The 13,852-nt window shown below is 62.9% G+C and carries 10 protein-coding genes; 5 read left to right on the forward strand and 5 right to left on the reverse strand.

The features are described 5' to 3' along the window. Window positions 1–6: 6 nt before the first annotated feature. Genes LPU83_RS41750 through LPU83_RS41765 form a run of 4 tightly spaced genes read right to left on the reverse strand, consistent with a single transcriptional unit; the run spans window position 7 to window position 5,517 of the window. Complete coding sequence (locus tag LPU83_RS41750) at window positions 7–2,223, reverse strand: 3-hydroxyacyl-CoA dehydrogenase NAD-binding domain-containing protein (RefSeq protein WP_024313104.1); 2,217 nt, start codon at window positions 2,221–2,223, stop codon at window positions 7–9. A 34-nt stretch (window positions 2,224–2,257) separates the two neighbouring features. Beyond that, a complete protein-coding gene (locus tag LPU83_RS41755) occupies window positions 2,258–2,449 on the reverse strand; it encodes a hypothetical protein (protein WP_024313103.1) in 192 nt (63 codons plus the stop codon). Window positions 2,450–2,474: 25 nt separating this feature from the next. Then, complete coding sequence (locus LPU83_RS41760; RefSeq protein ID WP_024313102.1) at window positions 2,475–3,683, reverse strand: acetyl-CoA C-acetyltransferase; 1,209 nt, start codon at window positions 3,681–3,683, stop codon at window positions 2,475–2,477. Between the two features lie 37 nt (window positions 3,684–3,720). Further along, a complete protein-coding gene (locus LPU83_RS41765) occupies window positions 3,721–5,517 on the reverse strand; it encodes an acyl-CoA dehydrogenase C-terminal domain-containing protein (protein WP_024313101.1) in 1,797 nt (598 codons plus the stop codon). 205 nt (window positions 5,518–5,722) lie between these two features. On the opposite strand from LPU83_RS41765, the gene LPU83_RS41770 reads away from it, so the two are divergent. Further along, on the forward strand, window positions 5,723–6,196 hold the full coding sequence (locus LPU83_RS41770; RefSeq protein WP_024313100.1) for a VOC family protein: 474 nt from the start codon (window positions 5,723–5,725) through the stop codon (window positions 6,194–6,196). A gap of 287 nt (window positions 6,197–6,483) precedes the next feature. Then, window positions 6,484–6,855 (forward strand): hypothetical protein, encoded by a 372-nt coding sequence (locus tag LPU83_RS41775; RefSeq protein WP_024313099.1) that lies wholly within the window; start codon window positions 6,484–6,486, stop codon window positions 6,853–6,855. Between the two features lie 7 nt (window positions 6,856–6,862). On the opposite strand, the gene LPU83_RS41780 is transcribed toward LPU83_RS41775, so the two are convergent. Beyond that, window positions 6,863–8,146: a cystathionine gamma-synthase family protein gene (locus LPU83_RS41780; protein WP_024313098.1), complete on the reverse strand. Its 1,284-nt coding sequence runs from the start codon at window positions 8,144–8,146 to the stop codon at window positions 6,863–6,865. 121 nt (window positions 8,147–8,267) lie between these two features. On the opposite strand from LPU83_RS41780, the gene LPU83_RS41785 reads away from it, so the two are divergent. The 3 genes from LPU83_RS41785 to LPU83_RS41795 all read left to right on the forward strand — a co-directional run bounded on the left by LPU83_RS41785 (window position 8,268) and on the right by LPU83_RS41795 (window position 13,661). After that, window positions 8,268–8,726: an Lrp/AsnC family transcriptional regulator gene (locus LPU83_RS41785; protein ID WP_024313097.1), complete on the forward strand. Its 459-nt coding sequence runs from the start codon at window positions 8,268–8,270 to the stop codon at window positions 8,724–8,726. A 71-nt stretch (window positions 8,727–8,797) separates the two neighbouring features. Further along, complete coding sequence (locus LPU83_RS41790; RefSeq protein WP_024313096.1) at window positions 8,798–9,499, forward strand: SDR family NAD(P)-dependent oxidoreductase; 702 nt, start codon at window positions 8,798–8,800, stop codon at window positions 9,497–9,499. Window positions 9,500–9,842: 343 nt separating this feature from the next. Next, window positions 9,843–13,661 carry a peptidoglycan-binding protein gene (locus LPU83_RS41795; protein WP_024313095.1) on the forward strand — a complete coding sequence of 1,273 codons (3,819 nt, stop codon included), beginning with the start codon at window positions 9,843–9,845 and terminating at the stop codon, window positions 13,659–13,661. The last annotated feature ends 191 nt before the right edge of the window (window positions 13,662–13,852 follow it).

A 13,852-nucleotide genomic window follows, 5' to 3' on the forward strand; every position in this document is an offset into this window, starting at 1 on the left:
GGCGGCTCACGCCGCCTCCTTCTCCTTCGCGTACGGGTCGAAGCGCCCGTAGAAGGTCTCGCCCTGGGCGGCCATGTCCTTCAGCAGTGCCGTCGGCTTGAAGTGCGCCCCATAGGCTGCCGAGAGTCTATCACAGAGCGCCACGAAGGCCTTCACGCCCATGCCGTCGATATAGGAGAGCACCCCGCCGGTGTAGGGGGCGAAGCCGAAGCCGAGGATGGAGCCGACGTCTGCTTCGCGCGGATCGGTGACGATGCCTTCCTCAATGGTGCGGGCGGCTTCCAGCGCGATGGTGACGAGGAAGCGCTGCTTCAGCACCTCGACATCGACCTCTTCGGCCTTCTTCTGCGGGTAGAAGGTCTTCAGCTCCGGCCAAAGCGACTTCTTGGCCGGTTTTGCCGGATAGTCGTAGAAGCCCTTGCCGTTCTTGCGGCCACGGCGATCGAACTCGTCAACCATTTTATTGATCAGCGCCATGTGCTTCGCATCGACGGCGGCTTCGCCGAGATCGGCGACGGTGGCTTTCAGGATCTTCTGCGAGAGGTCGATCGCCACCTCGTCGTTCAAGGACAGCGGACCGACCGGCATGCCGGCCATCTTGGCGGCATTCTCGATCATGACGGGCGGCACGCCCTCGATCAGCATGTCATAGGCTTCGTGGATATAGCGGAAGACGCAGCGGTTGACGAAGAAGCCGCGCGTGTCGTTGACGACCACAGGCGTTTTCTTGATGGCGGCAACGTAGTCGAGCGCGACGGCCAGCGCCTTGTCGCCGGTCTCCTTGCCGAGAATGACTTCCGTCAGCATCATCTTCTCGACCGGCGAGAAGAAATGCACGCCGATGAAATCAGCCGGTCGTTTGGAGTTTTTGGCAAGGCCCGTGATCGGTAGGGTCGAGGTGTTGGAGGCGAAGATGGCGCCATCAGGCAATACCGCTTCAACGGCCTCGATGACGGCCTTCTTGACCTCGCGGTCCTCGAACACGGCTTCGATGACGAGATCAGCGTCCTTCAGGTCGGCATAGTCGGCGGAGGGCGTGATGCGGGAAAGCAGTGCCGCGCCCTCGTCTTGCGTAAGACGTCCCTTACCGATTGAGTCTTTCACGAGGCCTTCGCCGACGCTTTTGCCCTTTGTCGCCGCTTCGATGTCGCGGTCGATCAGGGTGACGGGGATGCCGGCGGCGGCGGTCACATAGGCGATCGAGGCTCCCATGAAACCGGCGCCGACGACACCCACCTTCTTCAACTCCGTCTTTGCAACGCCAGTGGGGCGGCGGGCCCCTTTGGCGAGCTCCTGCATGGAGATGAAGAGCGAGCGGATCATCGAAAAAGCTTCGTTGGTCTGCAGTATCTCGGTGAAATAGCGCTGTTCGATCTTCAGACCCGTATCGAAGGGCACCTGCAGGCCCTCGTAGACGCATTTGAGGATGGCGAGCGCCGCCGGATAGTTGCCTGACGTCTCGCGGCGCAGGATGGCGGGAGCAGCGGGCCAGAGCTGGGCCGCCGCTGGCGTCCAGATGCCGCCGCCCGGAGCCTTGAAGCCCTTCTCGTCCCAGGGTGCGACGGGCTTCAGGCCGTCCTTGATCATCTGCTTGGCGGCGGGGATCAGTTGATCCGGCTCGACCACTTGATGGACGAGGTTCATCGCCCTGGCGCGGGCGGCCGTCAGCGACTGGCCTGTCGTCATCATCTGCAGGGCCGACTGCGCATCCGCCAGTCGAGAAACGCGCTGCGTGCCGCCCGCACCCGGGAAGATGCCGACCTTGACCTCGGGCAGCGCGATCTTCACTGACTTGGCATTCGAGGCGATGCGGCCATGGCAGGCGAGCGACATCTCGAAAGCGCCGCCCATGCAGGTGCCGTTGATCGCCGAAACCCACGGCTTCCCCGATGTTTCGATCTTGCGGAAGAGGCCGGTCATGCGGCCGACGAGATCGAAGAGTTTTTGCGCGGCGCCATCGGGGTTGGCGGCCTTCTCCTGCTGGTAGAGGGAGAACATCGACTTGATCATCGAGAGGTCCGCGCCACCTGAGAAGCTCGACTTGCCCGAGGTGATGACCGCGCCCTTGACGGCGCCATCGGCGACCACGGCGTCGACGATGGCGTTAAGCTCGTCCATCACCGCCTCGGTGAAGACGTTCGTGGATTTGCCGGGCATGTCCCAGGTGACAAGGGCGATGCCGTCCGCGTCGGTTTCGACGGTGAAATTGGTGTAGGTGCTCATTGGGGATTTCCTCATCCCTAAATTTCCCAGGCTTTCAGAAGACGCCGAGCAGATAGCAGCTCACGCCAAGGACCAGGACGAGGAACAGCAGCAGGAAGCGGTTTTCGCCCCGCAGTCGCCGTGCGTGCTCCTTCGGATTGACATGGGATGCCTCGGCCGAAGCTTTTTCCATGTCCTTATCCAGATTTCGAAGCTCGAAATGGCGTTCTGTCTCGTTCTGGCTCATTGGGTGCTCTCCGCTCGGCAGCCCCTTAGACGCGTTCGATGATGGTCGCCGTGCCCATGCCGGCGCCGATGCAGAGGGTGACGAGCGCGGTGTTGAGGTCGCGCCGCTCCAGTTCGTCCAGCACCGTGCCGAGGATCATCGCGCCGGTGGCGCCGAGCGGATGGCCCATCGCGATGGCGCCGCCGTTGACGTTGATCTTGTCATGCGCGATGTCGAAGGCCTGCATGTAGCGCAGCACGACGGCGGCGAAGGCTTCATTGAGTTCGAAGAGATCGATGTCGGCAAGTGTCATGCTTGATCGTTTCAGGAGCTTCTCGGTGACGTCGACAGGGCCGGTCAGCATCAGCGCCGGGTCGGAGCCGATATTGGCGAAGGCCTTGATGCGACAGCGGGGCTTCAGCCCCATGCTCTCGCCGCCCGCCTTCGAGCCAAGGAGCACGGCGGCCGCGCCGTCGACGATGCCGGAAGAATTGCCGGCGTGGTGGACGTAGGTGAGGCGCTCGACCTCCGGATGAGCCTGGATCGCGACGGCCTCGAAGCCGCCCATTTCGCCCGGCATCTGGAAGGACGGGTTGAGGCTTGCCAGCGCCTGCATGTCCGTGCCTGGGCGCATGTGCTCGTCATGATCAAGGATCATCAGGCCGTTCTGGTCCTTGACCGGGATGACGGAATTCTTGAAATAGCCCTTATCCCAGGCGTTGGCCGCGCGCTTCTGGCTCTCGACCGCATAGGCATCGACGTCGTCGCGCGAAAAACCGTACTTGGTGGCGATGAGATCGGCCGAGACGCCCTGCGGCATGAAATAGGCCGGGAAGTTCACCGACGGATCCATGAACCAGGCGCCGCCCGACATGCCGAGGCCGACGCGCGACATGCTTTCGACGCCGCCGGCAATGACGATGTCGTCGGCGCCTTGCGCGATCTTGGCGGCGCCGAAATTCACAGCATCGAGGCCGGATGCGCAGAAGCGCGAGATCTGCATGCCCGGCGCCTTGGTGGAATAGCCGGCCTCGAAGGCAGCGCCGCGCGGGATGACCGCGCCGGCTTCCATGACAGGATCGACGCAGCCCATGATGATGTCGTCTACCTCAGACGTATCGAGTCCATTGCGGTCGCGGATCGCCTCGAGCGTCTTGGCGGCAAGCCGCACCGACGGTACCTCGTGCAGCGAACCGTCCTTCTTGCCACGGCCGCGCGGGGTGCGCACGTGGTCGTAAATGAAAACCTCGGTCATTCCTCTATCTCCCTATCGGCGTCGGGCGCCGTTGAACTCAAAAGGCCTCGGCGGCCAAGGTCATCATCGTCTCTGCGCCGGTCTCGATGCGGGCCTTACGCAGGGCCGTTTCCGGCATGATACGCTCCATGAAGAAGCGGGCTGTGACGAGCTTGTTGCGAAGGTAGCTTTCGCGCGGGCTGTCGCCGTTCGCAAGGCCATCCTCGGCGGCCTTCGCCATCTTCGCCCACATGTAGCCGAGCACCACGATGCCGAAGAGGTGCATGTAGTCGGTCGAACCGGCGCCGGCATTGTCGGGCTTGGCCATGGCGTGCGGCATGAACCACATGGTCGCCGCCTGCACGTCGTTCAACCCCTTCTTCAGGTTCTTGGTGAAGAAGGTCATCTGCTCGTCGTTGCGGTTCTCCTCGCAGAAATCACCGATTTCCTTGAAGAGGGCCATGACGGCGCGACCGCCGTTCTGGCCGAGCTTGCGGCCGACGAGATCGAGCGCCTGAATGCCATTGGCGCCTTCGTAGATCATGGCGATGCGGGCATCGCGCACATACTGGCTCATGCCATGCTCTTCGATATAGCCGTGGCCGCCGAAGACCTGCTGGGCCATGACGGCGTGGTCGAAGCCCTTGTCGGTCAGAACCCCCTTTAGGATCGGGGTGACGAGGCCGAGAATGTCATCGGCCGTCTGGCGGTCCTTCTCGTCCGCCGAGCGGTGGGCGATGTCGGATTTCAGCGCCGTCCAGAGCAGGAAGGCGCGGCCCGCCTCGTTGAAGGCGCGGATCGTCATCAGCGAGCGACGAATGTCGGGATGCACGATGATCGGGTCGGCTTTCTTGTCCGGCGCCTTCGGGCCGGAGAGCGAGCGCCCCTGGATTCGCTCGCGGGCATAGTTGACCGCGTTCTGATAGGCAATTTCAGAGATTGCCAGTCCCTGCAGGCCGACGCTGAGACGCGCCTCGTTCATCATCACGAACATGGCGCTAAGGCCCTTGTTCTCGGCGCCGATGAGGAAGCCGGTCGCCTCGTCATAGTTCATGACGCAGGTGGCGTTGCCGTGAATGCCCATCTTGTGCTCGATCGCACCGCAGGAGACAGCGTTGCGCTCGCCGGGCGTGCCATCGGCCGTGACCATGAACTTCGGCACGATGAATAGCGAAATGCCCTTGGTGCCCTCGGGCGCGCCTTCGATGCGCGCAAGTACCAGATGCACGATATTGTCCGTCATACCGTGCTCGCCGGCGGAGATGAAGATCTTCTGGCCCGATAGCTTATAGCTGCCATCGGCCTGCGGCACGGCCTTGGTGCGCAAGAGGCCGAGATCGGTGCCGCAATGGGGCTCGGTCAGGTTCATGGTGCCGGACCATTCGCCAGAAACCATCTTCGGCAGATAGGTCTGCTTCTGCTCGTCCGAGCCATGGACAAGGATCGCGGCGATTGCACCCTGGGTTAGCCCTGGATACATCATCAGCGACATGTTGGCGGCAGAGGTATATTCGCCGACGGCAGCATGCAGTGCATATGGAAGGCCCTGGCCGCCAAATTCCTCGGGAACGGCAAGCCCGGTCCAGCCGCCCTGGCAATAGGCGTCATAGCCGTCCTTGAAGCCCTTTGGAACGGAAACCGAGCCGTCCTCGTGGCGCACGCAGCCTTCTTGGTCACCGGAGTGGTTCAGCGGGAAGAGCACTTCCTCTGCAACCTTCGCTGCCTCGCCGAGGATCGCTTCGACCATGTCAGGCGTCGCATCGGCAAACCCCGGGAGATTGTTGTAGCGTTCCAGGCCGAGCACGTCGTTCAGCACGAAGAGCGTGTCGTTAACCGGGGCCTTGTAGACTGGCATCGTTCGAATTCCTCCAATTCGGCACGCCGGACCAGACCGGCATTTGAGAGTCTCTTACAAAATATTGACGTTTGCGTAAACGTCAAATTTCATCGGTCCTCGAATTTGTGATGATGATCGTGTGACTGCAGTGTCGGGAATGGCCGGTCGGGAACGTCCTGGGGCTGTCGAACATTTCGTCAGAGCAGCAACGAGGAGGACATCCATGCTCAAGGTCAGTTCGAATCTGTGGTTCGAGAAGGAAGTGCAGGAAGCCGTCGAATTCTATGTGGCGACGATTCCAAATTCGTCCATGGGGGGCATAACCATCCTTCCGGCCGAAACGCCGAGCGGCCCCCCGGGCAGCGTCAAGATCATCGACTTCAAGCTCGCAGATCAGGATTTCGTGGCAATGCAGGCGGGACCACTCGATGCCTTCAACCACGCCTTCTCGATCTCGGTCGAATGCGAAACGCAGGCGGAGATCGACAGGATATGGAACGCGTTCCTCGATAACGGCGGGGTGGAAGAGCAGTGCGGCTGGCTGAAGGATCGCTGGGGCCTCTCCTGGCAGATCGTTCCGCGGGTGCTGATCGAGATGATTTCCGGTCCGGACCGCGAGCGCGCCAAGCGCGTCACCGAAGTCATGCTCGACATGGTCAAACTCGATATCGCGAAGCTCGAGCAAGCGTATCGGTGAGATGCGGGTCGCGGGCTGAAAAGCAATGCGCAGCCGTCGCTCCGTCATCCTTGCAATCACCCGCCCTCGTCCCTCGAGGCACCTCAGGATGAGGGCGGCGATTTCCTCTATTGCGCTGCACCGCTCCGTCCCCATCCCGGGGTGCTCCGCCGAAGCCTCGAAGGGTCAGGGCGGCCACCGGCCGGGCCGCTGATGTCGTACAGTTGTCGCATCTGGGTTGCGTCCGAACGAAGACGCGCTAGACTTCATATGCAGACTGACGAAAAGAGCCTGGGAGGAGCGAATTTATGAGACGGATGTGGCCGGAAGAGTTCAATTCCATTCTCGACGGAGCCGAGGAAGTCACGCTGGAACTGCCGGCGGTGGAGCATGAGGACGGCACGCGCAGCGAAGCGGTCAGCCGCAAGGCCCTGAAGGTCTGCATTCCGATGGAAGACTACGAGCGCATCTGGCCGCTGGCGGAAATGCGCTACCGGCTCGACGGCAGGATGGCGGGCAAGGCGATCACGCTGATCACCACCAGTCCGCACTACCATCGCTGGCACCCCGCCGACGGCGGCAGCGTCGACAATGTTTCCGAGAGTGGCCGCCACTACACGACGAAATATATCGTCGTGCATTTCCTGCTCGACGATGTGAGGGAAACGGCGGCCGCCTGAGCCAAATTCACGCCGCGTCCAGCGCCTGTTGCAGATCGGCGACGAGATCGTCCGGATGCTCGATGCCGATTGACAGGCGGATGGTCGATTCCAGCACGCCGATCCGCTGGCGGACGTCGGCCGGCACGCCGGAGTGCGTCATCGTTGCGGGATGGCTGGCGAGCGATTCCGTGCCGCCCAGGCTGACCGCCAGCTTGAAGATCTGCAAGGCATTCAGGAATTTGAAGGACGCCGGTTGGCCGCCGACGATATCGAACGAGAAGGTCGATCCCGCACCGCTGCACTGCGCCGCGAAGGTGCGCCCGACTGGCGAATTGGCGTCGTGATAGGGCAGGTAGTGAATCCCCGCGACCTTGGGATGCTCGCGCAGGAAGTCGGCGACGACGCGGGCGTTGTTGTTGGCCCGCTCCATGCGGATCTGCAGCGTTTCCAGCGAACGGCCAAGCATCCAGCAGGAGTGCGGGTCAAGCTGCGTGCCGATGGCACCGCGCAGCGCCTTGACCTGCTTCATGACGGCCTTCGAGCCGAGGGCCGCGCCTGCGATCAGATCGGAATGGCCGCCCACATATTTGGTCAGCGAGTAAAGCGAGATGTCAGCGCCGTGTTCGATTGGCCGCTGAAAGACCGGGCCGAGCAGCGTGTTGTCGCAGGCGATAATGGGCGTGTGTCCCTGTTTCCTACCGATCATATCGGCGACGCGACGGATCATCGCGACGTCGACGAGGCTGTTTGTCGGATTGGCAGGCGTCTCGACAAGGATCACCGACACCCGGCCCTTGGCCATGGCTTCTTCGGCGGCAGCCTGGACCGACGCTTCGCTGACGCCATCGGCGAAGCCGACAGCCGCAACGCCGAGATTGAGGAACGTCTTTGCCAGCAGTGTCTCCGTTCCGCCGTACAGCGGCTGGGAATGCAGGATCGCGTCGCCCGGGCGCACGAAGGCCAGCAGCGTCGTGGCGATTGCCGACATGCCGGATGAGAAGAGGGCTGAGCTTTCAGTACGTTCATAGACGGCAAGCCGGTCTTCGACGATTTCGCTGTTGGGATGATTGAACCGGGAATAGACGAGCCCCGCACCCTTACCGGCGGGTGGTTCCTTTCGGCCGGACACGTAGTCGAAGAAATCCCGACCGTCCTCGGCGGATTTGAAGACGAATGTTGATGTCAGGAACACCGGCGGCTTCACCGCCCCTTCCGACAGTTCCGGGTCGTAGCCATAGTTCAGCATCTGCGTTTCGGGATGCAGGGCATGGTTGCCGATATGCGTCTTGGAGGGGTGCGGTGCGGTCATTGTCGTCTCCTCAAGAGGTGCGCGTGATGCCCGCAAATTATATCAGAACACGAGGACTGTTCTTGCTATTTGCTGCGCGCCTATGCTCTCTAAAGCAACTTATTGCGGAGAATGTGGAATTATGACGCAGAAAATTGCTGACGATATGGATCGGAAAATCCTCAAGGAATTGATAGGCGATGCCCGGCTTGCGAACAACGAGCTCGCCGAACGCGTCGGGCTTTCCGCCTCTGCCTGTCTTCGTCGCCTGCGCCGACTGGAGGATGCGGAGATTATCCAGGGATACACGACGCTCGTCGATCCAGCCGTCGACGGCTGGACGATGACGGCGCTGGCATCCATTCGGCTCAGCCGCCAGCATGAGGACGAGATTGAGATGTTCGAGAGCGCTGTTCGCGGATGGGACGAGGTGATCGAATGCCATCTGGTGACCGGGTCGCGCGACTATGTGCTGAAGGTGATGAGTTCTGGCCTCGAGGACTATGAGCGTTTCATCAAGGAAAAGATTGCCCGGCTGAAATGCGTCGATACGATCGAGACCAGCTTCGTGATGAACACTATCAAGGCGCGGCGGGTGTAGTATCGGCAGGCAAACTTGAGGCGTATTCTGCGGCTTAGGTTTCGGCGACATCGATCCGGAGGACGACAGGCATGACCCAGTTTCCTTACAGCTCGGCTCTTATCGTCGGTGCAGGCCCTGGCCTCAGCGCGTCGCTTGCACGCCAGCTGATAGCGCGTGGCGTCAAGGTCGCGCTGGCGGCGCGCAACGTCGACAAGCTGAGCGAACTCGCCGGCGAAACCGGTGCAAGGACCTTTGCCGCGGATGCCGCGCAGCCGGCTTCCGTCGCTGCGCTCTTTGACGACGTCGCGAGTGTCATCGGTGATCCTGAGGTCGTCGTCTATAACGCCAGTGGCCGCCTGCGCGGTCCTTTGACCGAGCTCGACCCCGGGGCTGTCGAACAGGCAATTGCAATTAGCGCCTATGGCGGCTTCCTGGTCAGCCAGCAGGCCGCAAAGCGCATGATTCCGCATGGGCGTGGCGCGATCCTGTTTACCGGGGCGACGGCGAGCATCAAGGGATATGCTCAGTCCGCCGCCTTTGCCATGGGCAAGTTCGCGCTTCGCGGCCTTGCCCAGAGCGCTGCCCGCGAGCTGGGGCCGAAGGGAATTCACGTCGCTCACGTCATCATCGACGGCGCCATCCGCTCGAAGACGCGTCGGGAAGAGCCGGCCAAGCCGGATTCGACGCTCGATCCCGATGCCATTGCGCAGAGCTACATCGATGTGCTGTTGCAGCACAGGAGCGCCTGGTCGCAGGAAATCGAGGTGCGGCCGTGGACGGAATCGTTCTGATATTGGCCTAACATGCAGTTGCCGCCTGCGGTTGCACGCGGAGCGGTGTCGGCCGGTTTCAGCACGGAAACCGGCTGAAAATCCTGAAAAGTTAAAAAAATCTCACACCGGTTAACGGGTTGTTTACCACGTTTCGCGAAAGGTACCGACTGAGCATTGGCGACTTGCATTCCTTTTTTCAGTCTCGCGTTTCATGGGATGCCGCTACGCCGTACAGGTTGCGGAAAGTCTAGTTGATTATCCCTTCATGAACGGTGCTCTCGTCCGCATCCCAATGCGGCGCTGACGGAAAAGCCAATGATCGGCCCTGACGAGGGTTCGGACAGACGAAGCGAGCAAGAAGATGAACGGATCGCGATCAAATTCCCCACGGCATTCCGACAGGGCGTCGCTCGATGCGCTGAACCGCACCATCGAAGGTCTGGAGGCGAGGATCGAGGGGCTGATCGGCACTGGTGCCCGCGACCAGCGCCAGCGCCCCCCGGCGCCGGAGCGCGAGAGCTACGCTGATCCTTATGCCGCCCGCGCACCTCATGGCGCCGAAGCGCGGCCGGATCCCTTCGCTGAAATTCGCCAGCGCCAGCGCATTCTGGAGGCGAGCCGCGAACGCCCGCCGCTGCGCGAGCCCGCATCCTACACGCGCGAGCAGCCAGCCTCTTCGCGTGCGCCGCTCCCGGTTGGCGAACACGCGCCGCGTTCCGCCGCTGCGCAGCCGGCCGCGCCACAACCGGCCTACCGCGTTGCTGAAGACACCATGACCGAGATCGCGCAGGCGCTCGTCAATCTTCGCCAGGACCTGAAGCGCGACATCTCTGAGGGCGTGACGCGCGAAATGAACGCGCTGCGCGAAGAGATCCGCAGCATCAAGGTCGGGGCGGAGGACCGCCGCTTCGCCGATGACATCCGCGCCGACATGAGCCGCCTTGCGAGTAGCATCGATCAGCTTGCCGGTCACTCCAATGTGCCTGAGGTGCAAGGGTTGCGCGGCGAGTTCGAAGAGCTGCGCTCGCTGATGGACGGGCTCGCACGCGAAGATTCAATTCGTCACATGGAGACCCGCTGGGACGGTTTCGAGCACCAGCTGCATGCACTCGACACGGCCGGCCTGCAGGAAGAGCTCGTGGCGTTTGCCTACCGGCTCGACGACATCAAGCGCCATATCGGCGGCATGGGCGAAAGCCCGGCCGTGCGGGCGCTGGAAGACAAGCTTATCTCCATCGCGACGGCGATGGAGCAGTTCGGCAGCATGATCCAGCCGCACGACCGAGCGATGGCCGAGCAGTTTGCGGCGATGGATAGCCGCCTCGACGAAATCAGCCGCGCCATCGCGGCAACCGGTCGCACCGCCGCCAGCGGCGATCCGGCCATGATGCATCGCCTCGAAGGCCGCCTCAACGCCCTGGGCGAACAGATCGATATGATGGGCCACAGCGTCGCGAGCCGCGCGGCGCCGGCCGATGGCCTGGCGGACCGGCTTGAAACCCTGACGCTGCGCGTCGAGGAACTCGCGAATGCCGAGGCCACCTCGCGCCTCGACGAGCGCCTGGAGCACCTGTCCTTTCTGCTCGAGCGGAGCCACAAGGCTGCGCCGCAGCCGGAGTTGACGGGCGCGCTTGCCGACATCTCGCGCAAGATCGACGCGCTCGAGGTCGGCTCGGTCAACGACGCCCTCGCGCAGCGCCTTGACTATCTGGCGCGCCGCATCGACGAGATGGATTTCCAGCCGCTTCAGCCCGTCGCCGCTCCCGTGGACGATAGCGCTTTCCGCCGCATCGAAAGTCGGCTCGGCGATATCGTCGCGCGCCTGGAGGAAAGCACCGCGGCATCGGCGGCCGATCCATATGCGCTGAAGAACCTCGAAGACCAGATCGCAAACCTGTCGGCGCTGATGAGCGAACCGCGGCCCGCGGCCGAGCTGCCGGCGGAGTTCGACCGCCGCATGGGCGCGATCGAAGACTACATGGCGACCAGCGACGAATATATCATCGAGGCTGCCCGCCAGGCGGCCGAAGCGGTGGTGGAGGCCTATGCGAGAAGCGGCGCTCTGCAGGGCGGTGCGCCGGCTGCGGCTGATATGTCGGCGCTCAATGCGCTTGCCGAAGACTTGCGCCAGCTCGAGGACCTCAGCCGCAGCAGCGACGAGCGCACGCACAGGACCTTTCAGGCCCTGCACGAAACGCTGGTCCAGATCGCCGAGCGGTTAGACACTATGGAAGACCGCGCTGTCGCAAGGCCGGCGCCGAGGATGCCGGCCGCCGGTGTCGAATTCGCAGTCGATACCTATGCGATGATGCAGGCCGGCGCCGACGACGCGCAGAAGCCGGCGGTGTTTGGAACCCGCGCCCCGGCGAGCCGTCAGCTCGAGGTCGCCGAAGAGGCGCCCGCCGTGCCAGTCATGGCCGCGACCGACACCAGTGCGATCGCGATCGAGGCGGCGACTAAGCCGGCATCTTCTGCAGGTCCCTCGAAGGGCAGCCTGCTTGCCGGCCTCGGCAAGCGTCTACTGCCGAGCAAGAAGGCAAAGGTGGAGACCGCTGCCGCTGAACGCACGCTTATTGATCCTGCTCCTTCCATCGATCCCGTCGACGTGATGCCGCCAGAAGCCGCCAATGAGCCGCTTGAGCCGGGCTCGGGTGCGCCGGACATCAAGAAGATCCTGGAGCGTGTGCGTGCCAGCCAGAACGCTGTGCGGACGAACGTCAAGCCGGCGACCGAAAACGAGCGCGCCGACTACATTGCTGCTGCCCGCCGCGCCGCACAAGCCGCGGCGCTGGAAACCGAACCGAGCGCAAAGCCGCAGCCCGTCAAGGCCGAGAAGAAGGCAAAGGACAAGGATGCGGTGAAGGGTAGTGCTTTCTCGCGCTTCCGCCGTCCGATCCTGCTTGCCGTCGGTGCCGTGCTGCTGGCGATCATGGCGTTCCCGCTTGCCCGCACGCTGACAAGCGGCCAACCGGCGCCGTCCGCCGAAGTTGCTGTACTGACGGATTCGTCCAGCAATGCCCTGCCGCCCGACAGCGAAACGGCGCCAGATCAGGCCGAAGCGACCGCTCCGGAAGTCCCGGCCGCAAAAGCCCCGATCGCGCCGCTTGCAAGCGCCGATCCGATACCCGCGCCGGCAGCGCCCGACCACTTGACGGCAACCGCACCACTGAATGGCGATGCGGCCGCCCCGCTCGCGCCATCCGGCACCCCGCAGGACGCATCCGGCTTCGTCGCAAAGGATACGGCTCCGGTGACCGCCGCCATGGCCACTGCGCCCGCCGCCCCGGCCACGGAAACAGCAGGTATTGCCATTCCCGATGTCGTGCAGCCGAAGTCGCTCGCCGATGCCGCCAAGAGCGGCGATGCGTTGGCGCTCTTTGAGATCGGCGCGCGCTATAGCGAAGGCCGCGCCGGCATCACCGTCGATCCAAAGGAGGCGGTAAGCTGGTATCAGCTCGCTGCGGATAAGGGCTTCGCGCCGGCCGAATACCGTCTCGGCAACATTTACGAGAAGGGCACGGGTATCGATCGCGATATCGCCAAAGCGAAGCAGTATTACGAGCAGGCTGCAAACCAGGGCAACGCCAGCGCGATGCACAATCTCGCCGTGCTCTACGCCTCCGGCGCGCTTGGCCAGCAGGACTACAAGGCGGCTGCAGACTGGTTCGTCAAGGCGGCCAATCTCGGCATCACCGACAGCCAGTTCAATCTGGCGATCCTTTGCGCCCGCGGCAATGGCGTCGCGCAGGATCTGACCGAGTCCTACAGGTGGTTCGCGATTGCCGCCAAGGGCGGTGACAAGGACGCGTCACAGAAGCGTGACGAGGTCGCCAACGCCATGAAGCCGGATCAGTTGCAGACGGCGCGCGCGAAGGCCGATCTCTGGAAGGCTGCACCGCTCGATAGCAAGGCGAATGGCGTGGACGTCCCCGATGAATGGGTCGGCAATGCCACCAAGACCTCGACCGTCGACATGAAGAAGGCGATCCGCAACATCCAGGCGATCCTCAACAACAACGGCTTCGACGCCGGCCAGCCGGACGGCGAGATGGGCGCGAAGACCGTCGCGGCGATCAAGAACTTCCAGAAGTCGATCGGCCAGGAGCCCAGCGGCAAGATCAACGACGTTACGGTGAAGGCGCTGCTGGAGCGCAACAAAGGGCCTGCCACCAAGGTCTGATCAGAGCTTGTTGCGATCTCCCATGCCGCGCGTGGGGATCGATGTGACAGTCCTGCAGGGGTCCGTCGGATGTCCCTTGAGGCAGCGTAAGCGGCCGAAAGCTCGAGTCTCCCGCGCGCGGGACTCAAGCAGAATAAATTTCGCACCGGGCGGGTGTTTTTCCGAAAATCCTATTTGCAAAATATTGCAAC

This window comes from Rhizobium favelukesii (genome assembly GCF_000577275.2).
GTDB classification, from domain to species: domain Bacteria; phylum Pseudomonadota; class Alphaproteobacteria; order Rhizobiales; family Rhizobiaceae; genus Rhizobium; species Rhizobium favelukesii.